Origin of the sequence: Paenibacillus sp. PvP094, from assembly GCF_040546835.1 — a bacterium.
Lineage (GTDB): Bacteria > Bacillota > Bacilli > Paenibacillales > Paenibacillaceae > Paenibacillus > Paenibacillus illinoisensis.
In genome coordinates this window covers 1,651,567-1,675,986 of the sequence record NZ_JBEPOM010000001.1, presented here as the reverse complement: position 1 = coordinate 1,675,986, position 24,420 = coordinate 1,651,567, and the positions used below count along the sequence as shown (strand labels likewise).

Annotated in this window: 23 protein-coding genes; 15 read left to right on the top strand and 8 right to left on the bottom strand. The window is 48.4% G+C overall.

Going from position 1 to position 24,420, the window contains the following annotated elements; genetic code table 11:
• Positions 1-22: 22 nt before the first annotated feature.
• Complete coding sequence (locus ABIC22_RS07745) at positions 23-1,147, bottom strand: LLM class flavin-dependent oxidoreductase (protein ID WP_354479910.1); 1,125 nt, start codon at positions 1,145-1,147, stop codon at positions 23-25.
• A 265-nt stretch (positions 1,148-1,412) separates the two neighbouring features.
• Here ABIC22_RS07745 and ABIC22_RS07740 point away from each other — a divergent pair, with 265 nt between their 5' ends.
• The 9 genes from ABIC22_RS07740 to ABIC22_RS07700 all read left to right on the top strand — a co-directional run bounded on the left by ABIC22_RS07740 (position 1,413) and on the right by ABIC22_RS07700 (position 11,687).
• On the top strand, positions 1,413-2,807 hold the full coding sequence (locus ABIC22_RS07740) for a transcriptional regulator (RefSeq protein WP_354479907.1): 1,395 nt from the start codon (positions 1,413-1,415) through the stop codon (positions 2,805-2,807).
• A gap of 470 nt (positions 2,808-3,277) precedes the next feature.
• On the top strand, positions 3,278-3,469 hold the full coding sequence (locus ABIC22_RS07735; RefSeq protein WP_127539102.1) for an aspartyl-phosphate phosphatase Spo0E family protein: 192 nt from the start codon (positions 3,278-3,280) through the stop codon (positions 3,467-3,469).
• 299 nt (positions 3,470-3,768) lie between these two features.
• Entirely contained in the window at positions 3,769-5,601 is a 1,833-nt protein-coding gene (locus tag ABIC22_RS07730) for a cache domain-containing sensor histidine kinase (RefSeq protein ID WP_127539103.1), read from the top strand.
• On the top strand, positions 5,594-6,370 hold the full coding sequence (locus tag ABIC22_RS07725) for a response regulator transcription factor (protein WP_354479903.1): 777 nt from the start codon (positions 5,594-5,596) through the stop codon (positions 6,368-6,370). Before ABIC22_RS07730 ends, ABIC22_RS07725 begins: the two co-directional genes overlap by 8 nt.
• Positions 6,371-6,498: 128 nt before the next feature.
• Positions 6,499-7,791, top strand: coding sequence for an ABC transporter substrate-binding protein (locus tag ABIC22_RS07720; RefSeq protein WP_354479900.1), 1,293 nt, complete (start codon positions 6,499-6,501; stop codon positions 7,789-7,791).
• A 32-nt stretch (positions 7,792-7,823) separates the two neighbouring features.
• Positions 7,824-8,516, top strand: a complete 693-nt coding sequence (locus ABIC22_RS07715; protein ID WP_354479897.1) for a beta/alpha barrel domain-containing protein — start codon at positions 7,824-7,826, stop codon at positions 8,514-8,516.
• A gap of 32 nt (positions 8,517-8,548) precedes the next feature.
• Positions 8,549-9,463, top strand: coding sequence for a carbohydrate ABC transporter permease (locus tag ABIC22_RS07710; RefSeq protein WP_261780136.1), 915 nt, complete (start codon positions 8,549-8,551; stop codon positions 9,461-9,463).
• Positions 9,456-10,301 (top strand): carbohydrate ABC transporter permease, encoded by an 846-nt coding sequence (locus ABIC22_RS07705; RefSeq protein ID WP_483312581.1) that lies wholly within the window; start codon positions 9,456-9,458, stop codon positions 10,299-10,301. Before ABIC22_RS07710 ends, ABIC22_RS07705 begins: the two co-directional genes overlap by 8 nt.
• 30 nt (positions 10,302-10,331) lie before the next feature.
• Positions 10,332-11,687 carry an FAD-dependent oxidoreductase gene (locus ABIC22_RS07700; protein ID WP_354479891.1) on the top strand — a complete coding sequence of 452 codons (1,356 nt, stop codon included), beginning with the start codon at positions 10,332-10,334 and terminating at the stop codon, positions 11,685-11,687.
• A gap of 105 nt (positions 11,688-11,792) precedes the next feature.
• Here the strand turns inward: ABIC22_RS07700 and ABIC22_RS07695 are convergent, their stop codons facing one another.
• The 4 genes from ABIC22_RS07695 to ABIC22_RS07680 form a co-directional block, all read right to left on the bottom strand.
• Entirely contained in the window at positions 11,793-12,443 is a 651-nt protein-coding gene (locus ABIC22_RS07695; RefSeq protein ID WP_095361619.1) for an amino acid ABC transporter permease, read from the bottom strand.
• Between the two features lie 56 nt (positions 12,444-12,499).
• On the bottom strand, positions 12,500-13,222 hold the full coding sequence (locus ABIC22_RS07690) for an amino acid ABC transporter permease (protein ID WP_354479889.1): 723 nt from the start codon (positions 13,220-13,222) through the stop codon (positions 12,500-12,502).
• A 104-nt stretch (positions 13,223-13,326) separates the two neighbouring features.
• Complete coding sequence (locus tag ABIC22_RS07685; protein ID WP_354479886.1) at positions 13,327-14,169, bottom strand: ABC transporter substrate-binding protein; 843 nt, start codon at positions 14,167-14,169, stop codon at positions 13,327-13,329.
• Between the two features lie 39 nt (positions 14,170-14,208).
• Positions 14,209-14,937 carry an amino acid ABC transporter ATP-binding protein gene (locus tag ABIC22_RS07680; protein ID WP_110756680.1) on the bottom strand — a complete coding sequence of 243 codons (729 nt, stop codon included), beginning with the start codon at positions 14,935-14,937 and terminating at the stop codon, positions 14,209-14,211.
• A 460-nt stretch (positions 14,938-15,397) separates the two neighbouring features.
• Here ABIC22_RS07680 and ABIC22_RS07675 point away from each other — a divergent pair, with 460 nt between their 5' ends.
• Positions 15,398-17,011, top strand: coding sequence for a glycoside hydrolase family 28 protein (locus ABIC22_RS07675; protein WP_354479882.1), 1,614 nt, complete (start codon positions 15,398-15,400; stop codon positions 17,009-17,011).
• Between the two features lie 168 nt (positions 17,012-17,179).
• Here the strand turns inward: ABIC22_RS07675 and ABIC22_RS07670 are convergent, their stop codons facing one another.
• On the bottom strand, positions 17,180-18,031 hold the full coding sequence (locus tag ABIC22_RS07670; protein WP_127539113.1) for a helix-turn-helix transcriptional regulator: 852 nt from the start codon (positions 18,029-18,031) through the stop codon (positions 17,180-17,182).
• A gap of 212 nt (positions 18,032-18,243) precedes the next feature.
• Between ABIC22_RS07670 and ABIC22_RS07665 the strand changes: the two genes are divergently transcribed.
• Positions 18,244-18,702: a cupin domain-containing protein gene (locus tag ABIC22_RS07665; protein WP_095361613.1), complete on the top strand. Its 459-nt coding sequence runs from the start codon at positions 18,244-18,246 to the stop codon at positions 18,700-18,702.
• A 108-nt stretch (positions 18,703-18,810) separates the two neighbouring features.
• On the opposite strand, the gene ABIC22_RS07660 is transcribed toward ABIC22_RS07665, so the two are convergent.
• On the bottom strand, positions 18,811-19,638 hold the full coding sequence (locus ABIC22_RS07660) for an aldo/keto reductase (protein ID WP_154896509.1): 828 nt from the start codon (positions 19,636-19,638) through the stop codon (positions 18,811-18,813).
• A 361-nt stretch (positions 19,639-19,999) separates the two neighbouring features.
• Here ABIC22_RS07660 and ABIC22_RS07655 point away from each other — a divergent pair, with 361 nt between their 5' ends.
• The 4 genes from ABIC22_RS07655 to ABIC22_RS07640 all read left to right on the top strand — a co-directional run bounded on the left by ABIC22_RS07655 (position 20,000) and on the right by ABIC22_RS07640 (position 23,524).
• Positions 20,000-21,256 (top strand): DUF445 domain-containing protein, encoded by a 1,257-nt coding sequence (locus ABIC22_RS07655; protein WP_354479878.1) that lies wholly within the window; start codon positions 20,000-20,002, stop codon positions 21,254-21,256.
• Between the two features lie 331 nt (positions 21,257-21,587).
• Positions 21,588-21,869 carry a hypothetical protein gene (locus tag ABIC22_RS07650; protein WP_127539116.1) on the top strand — a complete coding sequence of 94 codons (282 nt, stop codon included), beginning with the start codon at positions 21,588-21,590 and terminating at the stop codon, positions 21,867-21,869.
• A 33-nt stretch (positions 21,870-21,902) separates the two neighbouring features.
• Positions 21,903-23,195 (top strand): Tle-like phospholipase domain-containing protein, encoded by a 1,293-nt coding sequence (locus tag ABIC22_RS07645; protein WP_354479875.1) that lies wholly within the window; start codon positions 21,903-21,905, stop codon positions 23,193-23,195.
• 56 nt (positions 23,196-23,251) lie between these two features.
• Complete coding sequence (locus ABIC22_RS07640) at positions 23,252-23,524, top strand: hypothetical protein (protein WP_153976645.1); 273 nt, start codon at positions 23,252-23,254, stop codon at positions 23,522-23,524.
• Between the two features lie 107 nt (positions 23,525-23,631).
• Here ABIC22_RS07640 and ABIC22_RS07635 read toward each other — a convergent pair whose 3' ends face one another.
• Positions 23,632-24,414, bottom strand: a complete 783-nt coding sequence (locus tag ABIC22_RS07635; protein WP_354479871.1) for a YcnI family copper-binding membrane protein — start codon at positions 24,412-24,414, stop codon at positions 23,632-23,634.
• Positions 24,415-24,420 lie beyond the last annotated feature (6 nt).

Here is a 24,420-nt window from a genome sequence, read left to right as displayed (position 1 = left end):
AGGCGTATCTAGCGAGGCTGCGTCATACCTGAAATAGGGGAGAGATGGCTGAGGGCCAAGAAGCAGAAGTGTCGGAGGCAGAGGAAGGAGATTGCTGGCTTAAAACGGGGGGATCGTTCCATACCGCACTCGGCAATTCTCGTCGCAATACAGGTGCTACGTCTTGGGCAAAGCGCTCCACTTGCTCTAGCTGCTCACTATGACTGAGTCCATCCACACTAATGCTCAGCACCTGATGTCCAAACGCGGCATGGTAATTCATAATTTTCTCAATGACCTGTTCCGGACTACCAATAAGTACGGGGCCACGTGCAATGTTATCTTCCAGATCTGTGAAGGGTGACTGGTTATGCTGTGCGGCGGCGGTAGCATGAAAAGCATTATAGTAAGGTGTGTAGCGACGAATCGCTTCCTCACGAGTATCTGCCAGATATAGGCTGCCTGCTCCCGATCCGATCACCGCGCGGCTTGCATCATGACCATAATAATCGAGGCGTTCCCGATAATGGTCAATCAATGCTTTGTATTTAGCCTGGGGATGAAAAGAATTCGAAGTGAAGAGCGGCTCACCATATTTCGCTGCCAGTTCAGTAGAGAGTGTACTCGACGCGCTGCCATGCCAGATTGGTATGGATTGCTGAAGTGGTCTCGGCCAAGTGGTAACCTCATGAAGGGGAGGCCGATACGTTCCCTGCCAGGATACGTTCTCCTCCGTCCACAGGCGCTTCAGCAATTCATAACGTTCAGCAAGGGAAACCCACTGTTCTTCTTCACGAATGCCAAACAGCGGATAGTGCCGGGGGTCATTGCCTTTCCCGATGATCATCTCCAGCCGTCCACCAGATAACTGATCCAGCGTTGCATAATCCTCTGCAACCCGCACCGGATCCAGTACGCTTAGAACAGTGACTGTGGTTAGCAACCGGATACGTGAGGTAGCTGCAGCTATAGCAGTCAATACAACTGGAGGTGAAGAGGACAGAAAAGGTGCCCCGTGCCGCTCACCAATCCCGTACGCATCGAAACCCAAACGCTCGGCCAGTCTGGCTTGCTCCAGAATGTTGTGGAATTTCTGCTGTGTCGTGAGTGCTTCGCCAGTGACCGCATTAGGCAGGTTCATCATGAGGCTAAACAAGGCAAATTTCATCTGAACTTCTCCTTGAACTGGATTGGCCAGTCTGTGTTGTTTAATCCTATGGAAATAGTAGGATATTATGAATTGAACTTACTGTAACATGTCCGTTTCGATTCTTCTAATGGATTTTTTCTATAAGACGAAATATATTCAATATAAATGTCTAAATGTGCAGGAAATTGCCACGATTTTTATTGACCGCTGTAAAATTTAGGATTAAAATTGTACTTATCATAGAAATTCAAATTTCTGGATTTTCATTGTGGAGGTGGGAGACATGGAACCTACAACTACGATACGCTCAAATATTGAGGATTACATCAGGAAACAGGGGTATACCCTTCAATACTTTGCTGATATATCGGGGGTTAATGCCGGGACGTTAAGTGCAATTATCAAAGGTACACGGCCGATCGCCATGGCTCAATTGGACCTCATCACCCAGGGCATGAAGCTGGAAGAGGGACACTTCTACGAAATATATGGTGCTGAATGTTTTGTGGAGTCCGCACCGCACTGGAGAAGGCTGGAGCCGTTCCTGCAACGCTGCGCTGAGTTGGACAAGCTGGACTGCATACAGAGGGTAATTCAGCAAGTGACGGATGACCGCTCCTATGTGTCCGAATTGTTCGAACTTGCGGAATATATGCTCGAACGTGATCAGAAGAAGGCTGCGCGAATGCTGTACGAATGTGTCGCCGAGTGTGAGAAGTACCAGCACTCCGAACGTCTGGCACTATGCCATTATCGCATCTTCACCTTGTCTCTTGGCCAGGACCAGCATGAGAATCTCAGGGCCGCAGTTCACTTCGAGCCGTATATTAACCGGCTGGATGAAGAGCGACAGCTGGACGCAATCAGGGAATTGGCTAATACATATAGTGGATTGCGCCACTGGGATAAGGTATTTCAATTAGCTGGTGAACTAGAGCAGCGAGTTGGATTTTTGGAACAATATCAAACGAAGAAAAAAGGTTTAGATAACCATAGAGTTTCCAAGCACCCTCTATTCACCTATAGATCTTATGCGCACTTATTGATGTCTAATGTGTGGGGCGAGCGGGGAAATTACGAAAAGGCTTTGAATCTTACAACGCTGTACTCCAATGTTGTTGTTGATGACCCTACAGCAGAGGATCTTATATTTATTAAAAGATTTAAGGATTGGGCGGAAGTTAATTCCTACCTTTATAAACTGATGTTGGGTGATTACGAAGCCTTAAATTCCTATTTGGATTTTATCGATGAAGACGAAAATGAAACACTTCTTGGGTTGGTTAAGGTTATGGAAGCTGCAAATCTATACAATTTGAATGTAGACCACGCCCTCAGGAGGTTTGATCTATATATTCATCTTTTATATGAGGAAGGCAATCACGAAACGAGCTATGTTGTTCAAGTCAAAGATGATAGGTACACCAAGTTTTGGGCAGAATTAGCGTTCTATCAGCTATCTAAGGAAAGATATGAAGAAGGATTTAGGAGTCTAATGACTTGTTTGGCATCAGCTCACAAAATCAAAGATGACTCTACAATCATTTACTGTGTAGGTTTATTCGAAGAATACAGGAATCAAGCGACTGAATCTGTGAAGCTAAATTACTCAAATCTTATCAAGGAGGTTTATGGTCGATATGCTAAAAAAAGCCATGTTAGTATTAATGCTGTTTAGTTCAATCCTTTTGATTACGGGTATGATTAACCCTATGGATTCCATGAGAAGTTCTGTATCCAGTCACGGTACAGGTGGATATTAAAAAGCCTTTGGTTCGTGTATAGATGTTGTTAAAATGTGGACGAGCGTTCTTTCCGAATTTAGGAAATGGACGCTCTTTTGTGAATGTATTCTAATATGAATCAATAATAGGAATTGAGAGATGTTAATAGTTATCTTCCGGTAAGAGACCGTTAATAGAAATCCATAAGTGAAAATAATCGTTTAATTCTATACAAGATGTGGAATGTGAATGCGGTTAAACACCTAATGTTGGTTAGTCTTTAGTCTATATCTTGAATTGTTGCAAATTGCTTGGTAATGAATGAATACCCTCTGCAAATAAACTTTTTGATTTGCAAAGGAATAAAATATGAATTTTTTGGCAAACTATCCTAAAATGGTCTATAAAGAAGGGGGTGCATGCTATGAAAGGACCAAGTCAGGTTGTAGACCAGATTGAACGGAACAGGCAAGAATTAAGTCGTTTGGCGGAGCATCATGGCATGCAAGACAACAAAGTCCTTCAACAATCCATGGTACTGGACGAACTGATCAATGAATATAACCGTTTCAAATATAGAAAACAACAATATATGAACAGACAGCCGATTGCATAATGCAGTCGGTTTTTTAGTCTGGAAAAAAGACGAAGGGCTATACCATCCACTGGACAATCAATGGAAACTGACTGCCCGTCTTATTGAGTGGATTCATTCATAGAAATAGTCGACTGTAGAGCAATACAGTCGGCTTTTTTTTGTTTTCTTTGAAGTGAGGATTTCATCTTGAAATTCCATACCAATCCCGATGTTGGCAGGATAGTCAGCCATCGTTGAAACTGGATATGATAAACGCCAATTATATCTAGCAATTTCGAAGATGATTCTCAAATGACAGGAGTGGGAGGGATCCGTGAATGGTCAAAGTACAAGGTTGTTTAAAAAGAAACTTGAACCTGCGCACCAAGCTGCTGGTATTGTTTTTGGTTCTCACTTTGCTTCCGCTGAGTTTGCAGGGGTTGGTCAACTATTACCATTTCTCACAGACAATTGACCGCAAAACGGAGCAGTTCACCATTGATATCATCCGCCAGATTAACACGAATCTGAATCGGCTGTTGAAGGACTTCGAGCGTATATCGCTCCTGCCGCTCTATGATCAGACCGTGCTGGGTATTCTGGGGAAATACAACGCGCCAATGGGAACAGCCACCTGGGCAAGATCCGACGATTACTTGAAGATGAAGCTCTATACTTCGGGTCAAGCCTATGATCGCCCGGAGATTCGAGGCATCCACCTAATCTCAAACAGTGGCATCCTGTTCTCCAATCTGGATTCATTGGCGGTGAAGCCGGTATGGGACAGTAGGCAGGATGATTGGTTTGCAGAGCTTGGCGGCTCAGAGGGGGAGTGGCGACTGCTCCCTCCGCATCATCCAAGTTATTACACAGGCAAGAATGAAGAAGCCTATATCTCCGTTGCCCGAGAGATTCGTGATCCAGGCACCCTCAAACGGCTTGGATATATTCTGATTGATATCCGGCTGGATGCCTTCCGCCAGCTGTTATCCAATCTGAATTTTGAGGAAAATGCGAGTCTCATGATTGTGGACAGCAAGCAGCGTCTTGTGTTTGAGCGAACTTCACTTGGTGGACGATCCGCGTACAATCAACTGTTACAGCATGAGCAGCTTCAAGGCTATGCCGGAAATCAAAAGGTGGTAATGGACGGGAGTCCCTATCTGTATGTACGGCACCACTCGAATTATTCCGGGCTATCGGTCATTAGTCTTACACCCATTTCTGTCATTCAAAAGGAATCAGGTGAGATGCTTACGTTCACGTTTGGGTTCGCTGTTCTGTGCATGGCGGGTGTAGCCATTCTGGCGGCTCTTATATCCTATCGTGTAACAAGGCCTTTAATCAGCCTGAAGCAAAATATGATTCGCGTGGAGCAGGGTGACTTTACCCAGCGTGTGGCAAGCTTCGGCAGTGATGAATTCGGGCAGATCAGCCGGGGGTTTAACCGGATGATGGATGAGATTCACCGCTTGTTTAACGAAGTGTTTCTACTCGGTATTCGAGAGCGGGAAGCAGAGCTGTCAGCGCTGCAAAGTCAGATCCATCCTCATTTTATATACAATACGCTGGAGTCCATTAATATGATGGCTATCCGCAGGAAGCATACAGAAGTGTCCAACATGGTGACAGCGCTGGGCAAGCTGCTGCGTTACACAATTGATAAGGTGGATCGGATCGTACTCCTTCAGGAGGAGTTGGCTTTTGTAGAATCTTATGTACGCATTCAACAGGTGCGTTATAACGGAAGGCTGCAGGTGATTTTTGAAGTTGAAGAAGAGGTTCAGGAGTGTTTGATTCCCAAGCTGATTTTGCAGCCGCTCGTGGAGAACGCAGTATACCATGGATTGGAAGGGCAGGAGGACGGGGGAATGATTTGGATATCGGCCTTGAAGTTCGATCAAGAGTTACTGCTTACCGTTCGCGATAATGGTAAAGGTCTACGCCAAGAAGAGATTGACGATTGGAACGAGTCATTCTCCCAGCTTCCCTCAAGTGAATTCCTGCGCTGTAACGCTGATGGTCAATTAGGGCTTACCAATATAGCACAGCGACTCCACCTTATTTATGGTCAAGGCGCCAGTCTGACCGTTGACGGAAGCCCCGGGCAGGGACTAGCCGCCACGATTACTATACCGCTGCAGGGGAAAGGGGATAACGTGCATGTATAAAGTTTTGCTTGTGGAAGATGAGAGGGTCATCCTCGAAGGGCTGCGGGAGTTAATTATTCGGACAGCTCCCGAGTTTCGCGTTATGGGTGAAGCTTCTGGAGGAAGAGAGGCTCTTGAATTTTTGAGAAGTGATGTGCCTGATGTGCTGATTACAGATATTCGCATGCGGGAAATGGATGGATTGACTCTGATATCCAAAGCAAGGGAAATGTATCCCGAACTGCTGATGATCATCATTAGCGGCTATGGCGAGTTTGAGTATGCACGCAGAGCAATGGAGTATGGTGTACAGAACTACCTGCTGAAGCCGGTGGAACTCCAAGAGTGGGTGACCGCCATTCAGAAAATTCAGCTGCTGCTGGACCGAAGATACGGCGTTTCGTCAAGCCAAACACTGGATACAACGGGGGAACCCGAGTGCAGCAGTGGAGATACGCGAAAGATCATTCGGGATGTAAAGGAATATATCAGGCTTCACCCTGATGGAGATCTGCGCCTGCAGACCATAGCGGAACTTGTCCATCTGAACCCGACCTATCTAAGCCAGCTCTTCAAAAATGAAACGGGGACAACCTATTCGGAATACATCGCTGAGGCGCGCATGGAGCGGGCCAAATGGCTATTGGTTAACACCCAACTGAAAATCTATGATGTAGCGAGGTTGTCCGGTCATCAGAGTCCCAAACACTTCATGCTGGTATTCAAACAGCAGGTGGGTTGGACGGCAGGGGAATATCGGAACCGATTCGGTACGGATGAGCAGCTGTAGCACTTGACCTTCATCTAAGTCCTTGAAAAACCGTACCATTTCTATAGCTGGCGTGATTTATGAACCATTGATTCCTTCGCTATACTTTGGTTGCACGTGAACATCACTAAGCGACGAGGGGGATTTCCATGAAAAAAGCAGGACTGATGTTTATGCTCGTATTCATCATTGTTGCATTAATTGGCTGTGCAGGCACCAATTCCGGCAGTGATCCTGAAAATGCATCCGCAGGAGATGAAGAGATTGAACTGAAGTTCATGATGTGGGGAAATCAGGCGCACATGGACGTGTATAACAAGTTGATTGATAGCTTCACACAGGAAAATCCGGGCATCAAGGTGACAATGGAATCCGTACCCTTTGCGGAATATCAGCAAAAAATCTCTGTACTTGCAGCCGGCGGCTCGCTACCGGATATCGCCTGGGTCTCCGAGCGGATGATTCCACAATTTAAATCCAATCACATTCTCGCAGACGTATCCGAATTCAAGGATGATGCAGAGTTCAAATTGGATGATTATATTCCAAGTACGCTGGATCTGTTTCGGGATGGTGATCAACTGCTTGGCTTGCCGTTCTCAACCCCTCCAGTCGTCATGTTCTACAACAAATCGCTATTCGACAAGGCTGGACTTACAGACCCCAACACGCTCGCCGCTCAAGGGCAATGGACGTGGGAACGATTTGAAGAGACAGCCAAAACGATTGCCAGCAAGGATGCGACAAACCGAATCTACGGTGCCAATTTTTTTCGCGATTGGAAGACTTGGGCTGTTCTTTCCTCCTATTCCTGGTCCAATGGCAGCGGGCCATTCAATGAGGGCATGACACAGTTCACCTGGAATGATCCTTATGGTGTGCAAACCTTGGAATTGCTTGAACGGATGATGTTTACCGATGAGTCCCACCCGAAGGCGGGTGAGCAGGTGAGCTTCGATGCCGGGAATGTGGGTATGTTCTTCGACAACTACAGCTATGTGTCCAAAGCAAGAGAGATTATGGACTTCGAATGGAGTATTGCCCCGATGCCTTCAGGATCTCAGGGCAGTGTGCCCATGCTAGGTCAGGCTGGATATGCCATGTTTAATGACAGCAAACATCCCGAAGAAGCAAAGAAACTGCTGAAGTTTTTTGCTAGTGAGCAGGGAATTCAGGCCACGGCAACTTATTTTGTCCCTCCGCGGACCTCTGTACTGAATTCGGATGTTTTCATTAATCAGCCGAATAATCCTAGCAAGGAACATATTGTTCAGGCAGTGATTGATGAAATGCCTAAAGCACGCTTGATACCGGGCCATATTCGCTGGCAGGATATCGACAATGCAGTGCTGCAGGGTTTCGATCGATTATTCGCCCGCTCAGCCACACCTCAGGATAATCTGAAGCAGATGCAAGAAGAGATTCAAGGCCTGCTGCAATAATAAATAACGGCATATCGACAGGAGGCAGGGGTATGGGGAAATTGGAGGAAGCGCTGAATGGACAACACATGCTGCTTGTGGTCAGCCTGCCCGCTAATGATGCAGTACTGGCCCGGGCAGCAATTGAAGAAGGGGCTGACGCGCTAAAAGTACATTACAATGTCGGACACCGCGCCAGTGGAAATCATTTTGGTCCGCTGGATGAATACATTGAAAACTTCCGTGAAATCCGATCCCAATTTAACGGTCCGCTTGGAGTGGTCCCGTCGGGTACCCTTGATGGGACGCAACAGGAAGATGTGGCGAGGCTTTCCGGATTGGGTTTTGATTTCTATTCCATATATGCTCACCATTTACCATCCTTCATGCTGGGTGAGCTCGGTCTGGATAAAACATTCGCCATCAATGAACACTACGACCCTTCCCTGGTTAAGGAGGCAAAGCATTATGGTTTTACCGCGTTGGAAGCATCGATTGTCCCTGGAGAAGAGTATGGGACATCGCTAAGCTTCTCAGATGTCCTCCGGTATCGCCGGTTAGTTATGCAAGCAGAGCTTCCGGTGTTGGTCCCTTCCCAGAGGAGACTGGTGCAGAAAGATGTGCAAGTGCTGCACGATACCGGGGTTAAGGCGATTATGCTCGGAGCAGTCGTAGCAGGTAAAACGGAGGAACAGCTGCGAAAAGCCGTAAACGGGTTTCGCAATGCCATGGACAAACTGAAGTAGAAGGAAGACGGATGAGGAGAGGAGGGCCAGAGTTGACCCATTCACGCAAGCGTTCAGGAAGAGGACCGCTCGCAAGAGAGGCCCAGATTGCAGGATGGCTTTTCGTATCTCCGATGGTTCTTGGTTTTACTCTGCTGCTGCTCTTTCCAATGGGCCTCGCATTATATATGAGTTTGACCGATTGGCCATTGCTTGGAGATCATCACTATATTGGGCTGGATAACTACCGCGAGATCATGACAGACAAGATGTTCTGGACAGTACTGGGAAACACGGTATATTTCACAGCCGGACTTGTTCCGCTGAATATTGTGCTGGCGCTGCTACTCGCTTTGCTGTTATCCAAAAGTCTGCGTGGGATCGGAATATTCCGTACAGCCATCTTCGTTCCGGTCATGACTTCACTTATTGTGTGGGCAATTGTATGGAAGCTTATGTATGCGACAGAGTCGGGACTGATTAATCAGCTTCTGTTGATGATGGGCATCAAAGGACCAGCCTGGCTCTACAATCAGGATTTGGCGATGCCTGCGGTTATTGTCACCAGTGTGCTGAAAAATGTTGGTCTTAATATGGTACTGTTCATAGCCGCAATTCAGCAGGTACCGAGATCACTGTACGAAGCGGCCAAACTGGACGGTGCAGGCAGGCAGAAGACTTTTTTTCACGTGACGCTTCCCATGATTACGCCTACTGTTTTTTTGACTGTGGTGATGACGGTCATCGGCTCGCTCAAAGTGTTCGGACAGATTTATGTCATGACACAGGGGGGTCCGAGCAATAGCACCAAGGTGCTGGTCTACTATATATGGGAAAAAGCGTTCAAGCTGTTTCAGTTTGGCTATGCCTCCGCACTGGCATACGTGCTCTTTGCTATCGTACTGATCCTGACGCTGCTGCAATGGCAGCTTCGAAAGAGGTGGGTATTCAATGAAGGCGATGCCTAAGCCGTCTGTTCGTACAGCAGGGGGTGCAATCGGTACGGATTTGTTGCTGACCCTGATTTCGCTGATTATGATTGTACCGTTTATCTGGATGATATCTACGTCTTTCAAGGAGCCCCAGAGCATATTCACGTATCCACCGCAGTGGATACCGGAAACGTTCCGATTTCAGAATTATGTCGATGTTTTTCGATTGATTCCGTTTCATCGGTTCTATTTTAATAGTGTGTATATTGCTGTTGTGGTTGTGCTGGGTACGGTGTTCTTTGCTTCCCTTGCCGGATATGCATTTGCAAAAATACCATTCAAGGGCCGCAATGTGGTATTTCTCACCCTCCTGAGTGCCATGATGATTCCCCACGAGGTGACGGCAATTCCGATGTTCCTGTTCATGCGGCAGCTGGGCTGGATTGATACACATCTTCCGCTGATTTTGCTTCCGATCTTTGGGGCAGGCGGTGTATTCGGTATCTTTGTCATGCGGCAGTTCTTCATCACGGTCCCTACCGAGCTGGAGGAAGCGGCGATGATTGATGGCTGCAACAGGTTCCGGATATATGCGCGGATTATGCTGCCCATTGCCAAACCCGGCATGGCGACGCTGACGATCTTCACCTTTGTGACCATCTGGAATGAGTTTTTTGATCCACTGATTTTCATTAACTCGCGCGAGCTAATGACATTGCCGCTAGGGCTGTCCCTGTTCACGGATGAAGTGGGTACGGCCTGGCAATATCTGATGAGCGCCACAGTCATGGCAACCGTACCACTGCTGATTGTCTTTTTCATGGCTCAACGGCGATTCATTGAGGGTGTTGCGATGACAGGACTGAAAGAATAGTCGGCTAATCAATGAAAGGAGGAGTAAAAAATGAGTGAACGGATGAGCATGAAGACAGAACAAGCCGATGTTGTTATTGTAGGGGGTGGCCCTGCGGGCATAGCGGCGGCCATTGCTGCCGGACGACAGGGCGTTCGTACTGTGCTGGTTGAGCGATATGGGTTCGTTGGCGGCATGTCGACTGCCGCTATGGTTTATCCTTGGATGACTTTTCACACGGAGAGCGGTGAACAGGTGATCAGGGGCATTGCTCAGGAGATCGTTGACCGACTGAAAGCGCGAGGGGGCTCTCCAGGGCATCTCCGGGATACAGTTGGTTTCGTGCATACCGTTACACCATACCATCCGGCCATTTATCAAGTGATAGCGGCCGATATGCTGCAGGAGGCAGGTGTTCGGCTGCTGTTGCACAGCTTCGTGGATGAAGTGATTGTTCAGGATAATCGAGTAGAGGCGGTTCGATTGACAAACAAGTCGGGCCGATTGGAGCTTAAGGCCAAGATTTTTGTCGATACCAGTGGGGATGCGGATGCAGCTTATCTTGCCGGTGCTGCTGTCGCGAAGGGACGGGATGGAGATCATCAGTCCCAGCCCATGACCATGAAATTTCGGATGCGCGGCGTAAACCTTGAGCGAGTTAAGCAGTATATTCTGGAGCATCCGGAAGATTTCTATGCCAAGACACCTTTCGCAGAGCTGGATCGTATTCCGCTCACCGGGGTGAGTGGTTTTTATTCGCAATGGCAGAAGTCGGGTATTCCGATTAACCGCGATCAGGTGTTGTTTTTTACCGGGCCGGCCGAAGATGAAGTACTGATTAACTGTACCCGGGTCCAGGGACTGGATGCTACCAATGCAGAGGATCTCACCACTGCTGAGCAGGAAGGCAGAAAGCAGGTACTCATGATTGCCGAATTTTTGCAGCGCGATGTGCCTGGTTTCGAGCGGGCTTCAATATCCGCAGTTGCTCCCCAGATTGGCATACGTGAATCCAGACGGATTATTGGACATTATTCTTTGACGAGGGAAGACGTAATTACGGGGCGAAAGTTTGACGATGTCATTGCCCGAAGTGGTTATCCCATTGATATACATGATCCTTCAGGTCAAGGCGTAGTGGCGGCATTTATTGAAGGAGATGGGGCATACGACATTCCATATCGCTGCCTGATCTCCAGCAATATCCGAAACCTGCTGGCAGCAGGACGCTGCATCTCTACCACGCATGAGGCCCATGCTACGACAAGATTGACTCCCAGCTGCATGGCTACGGGGGAGGCAGCCGGAACATCCGCTGCATTGGCAGTGCAGCTGCAGCTTGATCCGCTATCACTCCCGGTTGCGTTGCTGCAGAAAGAATTACGGCAAAATGGAGTGGCGATATGAAATCGGAAAGAATACGCAAATAATAAAGAGTCCAGTTAGACACAGATATGTGTTCAGCTGGACTCTTATGTGCATACACAATGCCTTTCGATAGATCTAACCCAATCAATTCATTCTTGCCTCAAGGCGCCGGGCCACAATGGAAAGGGTGTAGTTGATGACAAAATACAAGACCGCTGCGAGCAGGAGCGCCGGGATTACGTAATCGAAGCTCTGGCCGCCCAGGATCTGCACGTTGTGCATCAGCTCCGGCAAGGAGATGATAATGGCCAGGGACGTATCCTTCAGCAGGGAGATGAACTGACTGACCATCGGCGGCGACATGCGGCGCAGTGCCTGAGGCATAATGATGCTGCCCAGGGTTTGCATATAACTTAGACCGGAGGAACGGGCGGCTTCCACCTGTCCGCGCTCAACCGATTTGAGACCGCTACGAACGATTTCGGCGATCATGGCGCCTTCGAACAGGCTAAGCCCAACGACGGTGGACCAGAAGACGGACATCTTAATCCCCAGCTGGGGCAGGACAATATGAATGAAGAAGATGATCAGCAGCAGCGGCAGGTTCCGAATCGTATCCACAATAACCGCAATGATCTGTGACAGGACCGGAATACGCGTATACCGGACGGTACCCAGCACGGTGCCAAGAACAAAGCTGAAGACGATTGACAGTCCTGCCACCTGCAAGGTGATCAGGAATCCATGCAGCAGGAAACGAAGGTTGGGCCAGGCATAAGCCCCGCTAAAGTCCATAGTACATCGACCTCCTTCTGTGAGTAATGCTTAGGCTGAATAGTGGTATGGTTAAATCACATGGTAACCTGCCCGGCCGGCTTGTTTTTCTTCGGCTTGCCCTTGCTGCCTCGTGCTTCGGCGTCGCTCTGTCCAAACCTGCGCTCCATATAATGAACCAGAAAACTGAGCGGCAGCGTTAATACGAGGTAGAAGAGTGCAACAATGGTATACACGCTCAGCGGCTGGAACGTATCCGAATTGACCAGATCGGCAAAATACATCAGGTCCATGCCGGCAACAACGGCAAGAATGGAGGAGTTTTTGACCAGGTTAATAAATTGATTGCCGATGGATGGAAGCACGATCTTGATTGCCTGCGGCAAAATGATCAGGTTCATGGCCTGTACGTAGGACAAACCTGAAGATCTAGCGGCCTCCAGCTGTCCCCGGGGGACGGTCTGAATGCCTGCCCGGATGGCCTCTGCAATAAAAGCTGCCGTGTAGATGGTAAGACCTAGCGTACCGGAGACAAACCCGTCCAGTGAAATGCCAAGGGAGGGCAGTCCAAGGTAAAAGAAGAACACGACCAGCAGAAGCGGAATATTTCGAATAAATTCCACAAAAGCCGTACCGATCCAATTGAGCGGCTTGATGGGGGATATCCGGAAGATTGCCATGATTGCTCCAAGGATAAAACTGCCGATCAAAGCCATGATGCTTACTTGAATCGTATTGAGGAATCCCTCCAGGAAACGATCGGAATGCTTGAACAATACATCAAAATCCAATTTGCCCATGTAGGCGAAGCCTCCGTTCTCCAGATGTGAAGCGGCGACTCATGCTGTACGGGTGATTTAGTCCCTACAGATGAAAACCGCCGCTCGTTCATCGTTAATCGAGGTTACTCGGGCTTGCTGCCCAGCCATTTTTCATGTAACGTATCGTATTCACCACTGTCTTTCATGCTCTTGAGCAGGCTGTTTACTTCTTCTACAAAAGCAGTGTCGCCTTTGCGGATGGCCATTCCATATGGCTCGCTTGTGAAGTTGCCACCAACCAGCTTGTAGTTGTTGTCCGTTTGCTGCATGCCGATCAGGATGATATTGTCCGTCGTCAGTGCCTCACCTTTGCCCGCTTTGAGCGCAGTGAAGGCATCCTGATAGTTGTCGAATTCCAGTACTTCGGCATCTGGAGCTTTTTCACGAATATTCTGCGCAGAGGTTGAACCTTTAACTGCGAGCACCTTCACGCCTCCAAGGCTCTCCAGTCCAGTGATGGCACTATCATTTTTTACAAGAAGGGACTGCCCTGCCTCGAAGTAAACGTCACTGAAATCCACCTGCTCCTTCCGCTCGTCCGTGATCGTCATGGTAGCGATGATGATATCGATGTCACCGTTCTGGAGCATGGGAATCCGGGTTTTGGATGTGACCTCTTTCAGCTCAACCTTGGTCTCGTCCCCAAGGATCTGTTTGGCAAGTGCCTTGGCGATATCGATATCGAATCCTTCGACCTCACCGCTTGCCGGGTCCTTCAAGCCAAAGAGCTTCGTATCATATTTGACCCCGGCAATCAGCTTGCCGCGCTCCTTAATCTGTTCAATGGTTCCTTTGGCTGCAGTATTCTCATCACCGCCACCACCACCGCTGCTGTTGGTAGCTTCCTCTCCCGTACTACAGCCGGCCAATGCCAGCGAGAGAACCAAAACAAGGACGAACGACGGCCACTTCAGCAAATTCTTCATGAGTAAAGACCCCTTTCAAAATGGAATATTCTATAATTCTCAATGATGAATTAGACGACTTAGGAACTGCTGTGCCCGCTCTTCCCGCGGGTTATCGAAAAATTCTGTGGCAGAAGCCTCTTCCACGATCCGGCCTTCGTCCATGAAGATGACACGGTCTGCCACTTCACGAGCAAAGCCCATTTCGTGGGTAACGACAACCATGGTCATGCCGTTATGTGCGAGAGAGCGCATGACATCCAGTACTTCCCCGATCATTTCAGGGTCGAGCGCAGAGGTGGGCTCGTCAAAGAGCATGATTTTGGGCTCCATGGCGAGTCCCCGCGCAATAGCGACCCGCTGCTGCTGTCCACCCGACAACTGGGAGGGATAGCTGTCAGCCTTGTCGGCAATGCCAACACGGGTTAAATATTTCATTGCCGTAGCAGCTGCCTCAGCTTTGGGCTGTTTACGTACCTTTACTGGGGCAAGTGTAATGTTATCGATGACTTTTTTGTGAGGATAGAGATTGAAGTGTTGAAATACCATGCCAATGTCGCGACGGAAGAGGTTGATGTCCACCTTTTTCTGATGTAAAGGGACACCGCTGACGACGAGTTCGCCTTCCGTAATGGTCTCCAGACGGTTGATGCAGCGGAGCAGTGTACTTTTGCCGGAGCCGGAAGGGCCAATAATGACAACGACCTCTCCTTCTTCAATGTGGAGATGGATATCTTTGAGGACATGAAAATGACCAAAGTGCTTCTGCACACCCCTAAATTCAATCAAGAGTAACCCATCCTTTCTGCAACGTTGGTTTGAAAAAGGAATAATAAGGAATAAATTGAAACTAGTTATTTAATCATACATAGTCATCCTTCTTCTGGCAATTGGTTTGTAATAAAACATGACATAAGTATGAGGTTTAATAGGGCTGTAGGCCAAAAATACGTTATATATTTGTTAAGTGGGTGAGTTCTTTGTGACGAATCCTGACAGAAAAATGAATCGAATCTCCTAGAGTTTTTACAACCTTTGGAATAGATGTATAGAGTATACTGGTGTTGATACCTATCCTATGTCCAGGGTAACGGAACAAATAACCTCAAATTCTAACGCTACATGGCAAAAAAACACAACCTTGGTCCAGATCCCGTTGATATGATGGGTGATAATACTCATTCCTGAAAGCTATGCTATGTCGATCACAGTCCAATCCCAATACAGAGAAGAGAGGATGTTCTGAACGATGAATACATACTACTCCCCATTAAGTGCAAGAGAAGGTATCCAAGCGAATACGAAAGCCTATGAGGTTGCTCTACCTGACATTCCCGCTCGGGATTTCTGCATCACGGACTACGGAGCAAAAGGAGACGGCGTGACGGACAATACGGAGGTGTTCAGGCTTGCTATAGCCGCGTGTGCTGAAGCAGGTGGCGGACGAATCGTTATTCCGGCAGGAGTCTGGCTGACAGGTCCGATTGTGCTTCGCAGTCGCATTGAGCTGCACACAGAGGCGGGAGCTTTGGTTACGTTCAGTCGCGAGTTTGATCATTATCCTCTGATTGCTTCGAGCTTCGAGGGGTGGCAGGTGGTGAGATGCCAATCTCCAATTGACGGAGAATCGTTGGAGGATATCGCGATTACAGGTGAGGGAATATGGGATGGCAGCGGAGAAGCGTGGCGTCCAGTCAAACGGTCCAAGATGACCGCTTCACAATGGAGTCGATTGGTTGCTTCCGGTGGTGTTGTAGAGCATTCGGGTGAAAATGAAGAAATCTGGTGGCCTTCGGCCTCGGCCCTCGAAGGTGGCGCCATCGCCAACCGGCTTCATATGGAGCAGGAGCGTGAATTGTCAGCTTATGAGGATGCCAGAGACTTTTTACGTCCAAACATGGTCAGTTTGCGTCGGTGCAAGCGGGTGCTGCTGGATGGTCCAACATTCCAGAACTCACCTGCATGGAACCTGCATCCTTGGGCATCGGAGCACGTTACCATACGTAACGTGAGTGTACGAAACCCGTGGTTTTCTCAGAATGGCGATGGGCTGGATATTGAATCATGCCGTCATGTTGTCGTGGAGCACAGTGTGTTCGATGTGGGGGATGATGCCATCTGCCTGAAATCCGGCAAGGACGCGGAAGGCCGAGAGCTCGGTCTGCCATCTGAATATATTACCATTCGGGATTGCACTGTGTATCATGGTCATGGCGGATTCGTTATTGGCAGTGAGATGTCAGGTGGTGTACGGCATGTGCGGGTATCGGATTGTACGTTTATTGGGACGGATATTGGACTAAGGTTCAAAAGCGCCCGCGGGCGCGGTGGAGTCGTTGAAGATATTGAAATTCAGCGTATCTATATGAAAGATATTATCATGGAAGCCATCTCGTTTTCCTTTTTCTATGCAAATATGGAGGGATCAGCCCGCGGAAGCGATCTGTTTCAGGAAATTAGTGAAGAGACCCCGGTGTTCCGCGATATTCGTATATCGGATGTTATCTGTGCAGGTGCAGAGATGGCTTTATTCGTAAGCGGGCTGCCCGAAATGCCTCTGGACGGTGTAGTGGTTGAAGGATATGACGTCACTGCTCGGAACGGTATACATTGTGCTCATGCGAAGCATTTGAGAATTGCCAATCTGCGAGCCCGGATTTCAGAAGGATCATTGATCCATTTACACCAGTGCAAGGGAGCTGAAATAGAGGGAATTCAGGGAAAAGGGCCTGACGGCCGGCTTCTGATTGTAACAGGACACGAGTCTGCCGGAATTGTGTGCCGGGAGGACGATGCAGATGAGGAAGGGCGCCAGATTTCCATGGGTCCTGAGGTGAGAAGCGGTGTGCTCATCCGCAGATAAGAGTCCTTGATACGAATGAATAGCAAGTCGTTCATTGATTCACACTCAGCCGCAGTGGTGTAGCATGTGTCTCCATGTATCATCCTGATTTTTGTGATATAGAGACACATTCATCCGGGTAGGGCTACCCACTCGGCTTCTATCTTCAACTTCCCAAGATTCCCTGTACTAGCGATGCTCTTTTCGATAGCGCAAAGGGGTGGTTCCGGTCACCTGTTTGAATGTTTTGTTGAAATGAGCCGTGTGCTCAAACCCGACCTTCTCCGCGATCAACTGCACCCGCTCCTGGGTGGACAATAGGCGCCGCTGCGCTTCTCGCACCCGCACGACCCGTAAGTACTCACTGAAGCGAAAACCGGTAAACCGACTGAACATCCGGCTCAGATAGGATGGGCTGATATAGAAACGGGCTGCCGCATCCTCCAAGGTAAGCGGTTCGTTGTAATGTCTGTTCACGTAAGCGGCAATCTCGCCGATTTTATCCTGCATCGGGTGAATTGGGCCGGGTGACATCAGGCGACTATTTTCTTCTACCCGATAGATATGGATCAGAAGCTGAGCGAGCAGGCTTCTGACAACCATCTCATAGTGAGGGCGGCGCTCCTTGCATTCGCGCAGCATCTGCCATAGCATGCGTTCCATCTCTTGCTGCTCTGATTCTGGGAGGTGAAGAAGCCTTGATCGTTCGAAAGGGAGCAGACCGCACACACCGAGTTCCATCCCGGTGGCAAACGAAGGAGAGAAACCGATAAGAATTCGTTCGAATCCGGGCCTGTTTCCTCTGGACGTTGTATGCACATCATGCGGATTAATGAGGATCAGATCACCTTTTCTCGCGGTCAGGAGCTGGCCGTTCATGGAATACACCCGTTCTCCTTCAAGCAGGTAATACAGCTCGTAAAATGAATGAGCGTGAGGCTGCGGCATGGCATTGCCTTCATGTCTGCGCATGTATTCAATGGTGAATGAATTTTCCCCAATGCGATATTTGGGTCCAATTCGATCCTCAATCATACTCATGATCAGGCTCCCTTCTACTTCATCTGATTTACGTTTATATCCATATCATAACGGAAAATCCAGTTTGTTGTAAACGCTATCAAAAGTTTCGTTAAAATGGAATGGACCGGTTCTAAGGGTGACAAACGAACAGCGATGTTTTACAGTAGGGAGAGTGAGGCCGAACTCTGGAAGAGGGTCTCCAATATGATTTGGAAGGAAGGAAACAGGTTATGACGACACATGAATTATCGCCTCTGGTTGCTGCACTGGATATGCAGCCCCACGTTGAAGGCGGTTGGTATAAAGAAGTATGGAAGGCTTCTTATCAAATCCCGCAATCCGTTCTGCCGGAAGCTTATTCCGGCCCAAGATTCTCTGCAAGCTCGACATACTTCTTGCTGCACCCGCATGAAATTTCCGAGTGGCACACCGTACTGTCCGATGAGCTGTGGTTGTGGCACAGCGGAAGTCCAATTGAATTGAAACTGGGCGGCAAAGGGGAAAACCCTGAGAATGAGGAAGTGCTTGTGCTTGGCATGGATCTTGCTGCAGGGCAATCGCCGCAGGTGCTTGTTCCAGCTGGGGTATGGCAAACGGCACGTCCACTGGGAGATGAGCCAGTGCTCGTAACGTGTGTGGTTGCGCCAGGTTTCCACTATGATGATTTCAAGCTGGTTTCCAAAGGCTGATCGGTTAAAACGTTTGAACGGCAAAATCCCGATTCGGATGCAGATGCATTCGAATCGGGATTTTTTTGGTTTTCCTCTATTTCATGTAGCTTGCCTAAATGACTGAGCTTAGAAGTTAAAATTATCCGGATCCGAACCGAAGCGTTTATTTTCGTTCAGTCCATTAATCTGTTCAACCTCATCCGCAGTCAGTTCAAAATCATATAGATCAGCATTCTCTCGAATACGCTGTGGCGTAACGGATTTGGGTATGGTCACGATGCCGTTTTGAAGATCCCAGCGCAAAATGACCTGTGCGGGGGATTTGCCGTACTTCGCTGCAATATCCTGAAGAAGCGGGTGCTCCAGCAGATTGCCTTGGCCGAGTGGAGACCAGGCCTCAATCTGGATCTGGTGTTTATTGCAGTAGTCCCGGAGCTCCGATTGAATCAGCAGCGGGTGAAGCTCGACCTGATTCACAGCAGGTTTAATGGTGGCATCCGTCATCAGATCCTCCAGATGGTGAATCTGGAAGTTGCTTACGCCTATAGCGCGGATGCGTCCTTCCCGGTGCAGTTTCTCCAGCGCTCTCCATGTATCCTTGTATTTGCCCTTGACTGGCCAGTGAATCAAATAGAGATCAAGATATTCAAGTTCGAGTCGTTCCATGCTGGCTTCGAAGGCGGCCAATGTTGATTCATAGCCTTGGTCGCTGTTCCATACTTTGGTGGTAATGAACAGATCCTCGCGGGCAACTCCGGATTCACGAATACCTTGGGCTACACCTGTCTCGTTGTTGTAGGCTTTGGCTGTATCGATGCTGCGATAACCTGCCTGAATGGCCGTTTTGACGGCTTCAACCACTTCTTCTCCATCTTTCACTTTGAATACGCCAAAACCCAGCCAAGGCATTTTGACTCCGTTATAGAGTGTCGTTGTGTCCTGCACGTTTTTCATGTTCCGAAATTCCTCCCTGTTCCTTCAATTGTCCCACTATGTAATTACCCTGCTGCAAGGCAGCCAATCGTATATGATAGGCCATCTTTCCTGATTATACTAAAAGCCCTTGGGAAAGGAAAAAGATAGGCAGCAATTTTACGGAAAATCAATCTCTTTTGCTCTTTTTGGCAGCTGGAGGTTTGGTTTTGGTGCTTGCGGGTGATAAGATGAAGTATACGCGATGTGGAAGCGAAAATAATGAAAAGTAAAGTGCTAATTAACCGCTTTGGATTATTCACATTCGAAAAAAGAACGGAATATGCACGGACAGATCCAATTGGGATTTAGACGTGTGATTAATGATAAAGGAGCAAGAATGATGGCTAAACCTAAACAAACCAAAAAGGCAGCAGCCTGGTCACTCGTCGTAATGGGGGCAGGCTTTGCCGCTTCATTGCCGTTTCAGGGCAGTGTCGTAGGCAAGCTGCTGGTGGGTTCATTTGAAGCGGGATTGGTAGGGGGGCTTGCCGACTGGTTCGCTGTAACGGCATTGTTCCGCCATCCGCTCGGCATTCCGATTCCGCATACGGCCTTGCTGCCAAAGAACCGGGATAAGATGACGGAGGGCCTTGTTTCTGCGGTGGAGAACAATTTGCTGAACAAAGACAGCATTACCGAGAAGATTGCCGGTTTCAAGGCAGCGGAAATGGTACTCGACATCATGTCACGTGAACTTCACAATGATGGTGTCAAAACGATGATCGACACGCTGTGCAAACGTATTCTGGCTGGCCTGCCGCTGGAGCAGATTGCGCCGCTGGTTGCAAGCGAGATCAAATCACAAGCCGGGGACTTCGACCTTGGACCGATCCTGGAACGGGCATCCATTCAATTGAGTGAACGTGGATATGACACGAAGGCATTGGACTACGGGTTGAAGCAGGCGGAAGAGTGGTTGGTGAAGCCGGAGACCATCACGTTTCTGGGTGAGAGCGGCATGAAGGCGATTAGTGGCATTCAGATGAATGGGCTTATGCAATTTGCCATGAATGCCTTCCTTGGCTATATGAATGAGGAGAAGCTTGGCAGCATCCTGCAGGGATATTTGTTTGACCAGGTGGAGGATATGAAGCGTGAGGGAAGTGCCCTCCGGTATAAGGTGTTAGGTCTGGTTCGAACTCAAGCAGTGCGTCTTGCCTTGAACGAGAGTGTGCGTGGCGGATTGAACGGCTGGAAAGACAGCCTGCTGGACAGCTGGGACGCGGAAGAAACCGTGCTGAACAAGCTTACCGAACTGAGGGAAAGAGCACTCGCCGCTATGGAAGATGGAAAGTATGTGGAGACGTATGCGCTCCCTGCCATTGAGCGGGTATTGTCCGATCTGCGCTCAGACAGTGCATTGCTGGATGGCATGAATGCCAAGATTGTCGAAGGCGTGACAACACTGCTGGAAAAGAACCATTCCAAGATCGGTAATCTGGTCCGTGAAAATGTTGATAAAATGGATAATGCATCGTTGATCTCGTTGATCGAGGACAAGGTTGGTCAGGATCTTCAATGGATTCGGATCAACGGTGCCGTGACCGGATTCGTTATTGGTATTGCGCTTACTGCCTTAAGGATGGTGCTGGAATAAGATTATAGGCATAGTAAATTGGAGGGCTGCCCTAATATGGGGCGGCTCTTTTGCGTGTCTGCGCAAATGCTGCAAATTTGTTGCAAAAATCAGGAAATTGGGTAATGTAACCCGAATACTTTAATGGAACCATTTAGGAGGAAAGTTACATAAAAACGATGCGGTGAGCCGATGTAGTCATGTTGATTTTGTACTATGATGCACTTAACAACAATAAATTGAATTATTGAAAATCAAAGAGAAGGTGATCATCGTGCGGTGGATACGCCAATTATCATGGTTATGCTTATTAACCATATTATCTGCTTTTATTTTGGGAGGGTGTCAGAATATGAAGGAAAGTGAAAAACAAGCCTATTTTACTGAGGCGGAGACGGAAGCAATAAAGTATTTTAAAGATAAGTTTGAGTTGAACGTTGTTATTACAAATAAGGAACTGCTACCTGAGATGGCGCTGGATTCCATCGCGCTGGAGGGACATGTGGCCGAGCATGAGGATCAGGAATTTACGATTTCATATGACTATAACGAGAAAAAGATGAAAAATTTTGGCATGAGTCCTGCCATCAAGGAAGCAATTATAGCTAAAGGCTATGACCCTTTTGAAAAATAGAATTCCAATGATTTTTTTTGGAGGTGAAGCATTGTGGGGGACGCCCAAAGAATTGATGATGAAACATACCGTTTAATGTCCGAATTGGCTTATGAAAATGCAAAAGCGGGCACGGAATATGCGAATCTGCCTGGCTGGCAGGTTCTCGAAGATACGCATGGCAATTCCTACTCCGGCTTCGATGCCGTAACCTTTTATAACCCGGAAACCGAACAGGCGGTTATTGCTTATCGGGGTACAGAGGGAAGTGCCGGATGGGATCGAAAAGGCCGTGACTTTTACGCGGATGGACAGATTGCCATCCCTGAGCTGGGGAGGAAGATTGAGCAGAGCACGGATATCACACCCGATTGGTTATCTAGTGGAATCCAGAAAGTCAGGGATGTGACAGGTATAACTACCGTGGAGAATGCTGTGGGGGAACTGGATAAGAAGCTGGATAAGACATTCAGCATAGGTCCCAACCAAATGTATGAAGCGGAAGACTATGCCAAAGACATGCAGAATAAATATAAAAATTTGGATTTCACATTGACGGGACATTCACTCGGAGGAGGGAATGCTCAATATGCGGCTGCATATACAGGACTTCCGGCAGTTACCTTCAGTGCACCTTCCGTGATCTCAAGCCTCACGCCAGAGATGAAACGAAAGGCGGAGGAAGGTGGATTTGATAATCAGATTATCAACTATGGGCATCCAGGAGACTTTGTGGCAAGTGGTTTTTTCGGAGGGTATGATCGTCATGTTGGGTCCATGTATTACATCAATTCCAACTATAAAGACATGAATGACAGCATGAGTATGATGGACAAGATCAACAATACATTTGGAGGAAAAGAGTACCATGATCTGAAACAATACCAATTTGAGAATGGCTACATCTCCAATGATTTATACGATCCGGTGACAGGTGAGAGAATTGAATACTCTCCGCGTCAACCATCGAATGCGTTGTCTGACCTTGCTGCGTTCATGCGAAACATGGGGGCGCACGCAAGTAACTTGGCAAGAAACATGGCTGCAGTGGGGGCCGCTTCCGGTCTGATTCAGGTAACGCCGGAAGAACTGAAGAGCGTCGCTTCCCGCTGGAAGCAAAATGCACAGCAGTGCAACGCTGAGCTCAATCAGGTGCGCAGCCGTATGGCTCAATATCTGCATACCAGCCGCAGTCGCAGACTGGAGCCCATTGTAACCCAGCTTGATGCGTCCATTAACGAATTAAGTACATGGCATATGAAGCATACGAGTCAATTCCTCGACTTCATTGATCAGAAGGCAGATGCCTTCCGCCAGGCTGATGAGAGTCCGGTTCATTTTAATTAAACACCGGAGCTGCCAGGAGATCGATAGCGATATGTACATAAGGGGAGGGGATAGGCATGAGCGGACAATTGCTGGTGGAACTGAATGACCTTCGAATTGCGGAGAAGGAGCTTACACGGCTGCTGGCCCGCCTGCAGGCAGATGAGCAGGAAGCCAGAGCCCTGTATGCACGGCTGAATGACTGGAAGGGTCAGTCGGCTGACTACACCAGGCAGCAGATTGAAGGATTCTTCGCCGGGCTGTCCAGTCGAATCCATTCAATTGAACAGCAGAAGCAGAGCTTGCTGCAATATATTGAGATCATGATCCAGACGGATCAGGAACGTTAATCGTAAACGTTGAAACGAAGTATGGTAAGTCTCATCTAACAAGAAAGAGCCTTGGCATCTGCCAAGGCTCTTTTGTTACGTTTAACCGGTATTTAGAAGACTGCGTGTTATCTCTTTTTGCGGCGTGTTGCGAGTGCAATGCCCAGGAAGGACATAATCAATGCCAGAATCGATACGATCAGTGTTGCCTGCTGCAGCTTCAATGTACCCGGATCTGAATCCGTATTATTCGGCTCACCTGTAACCGTGTCGTTCAATGCATCGCCGAGCGTGGTATCATCGTCAGCCTTGGTATCGTCTGCAGCATTGTTATCTCCAGCGGCTGCTTCGTCATCGCTTGCATTGCCAGCTGTACCTGCGCTGTCATGGCCACCTGCTGCGGCTTGATTGCCTGCAGCTGCAGGATCTTCGCTAATAGCCGTAATACTGTGAGGTGTGCTGTCACTAGGTTGTCCTGTCCATTCTACGATACTGCCATCGCTATAGTATTGGAAAGCGTCCCATGCTACTTCTGTTGCTGTATCCGGATTTTGTGCGACAAAGTTAAATTGCTGGAATTGTCCGGCGAGGATCCCCTCGTTATCTCCATCCACTTCCCAGGTAATCGATGTGACTTCGTTCGAGCTGTTTTTCTCCGTGGTGATTTTCCATCCAGCCAGTGGCTGATATTGCTTGAAGGCTACACCTTCCGGAACCTTCATCGTGATCTTGGTTGTTGGCAGATCCTTCTCAGAAGGGATTTTGATCGTGTACGTCTGCCATGCTCCGGTCTGTGCGGCCGCTGGGCTGACAGTTACGTGAGCACTCGCGAAGCTGGCGAACAGCATGAGCGCTGCAGCACCTGCCGCTATAGTGGATGTAAGTTTGGAAGTCCAGGATGTTCTTTTCAAAATAAA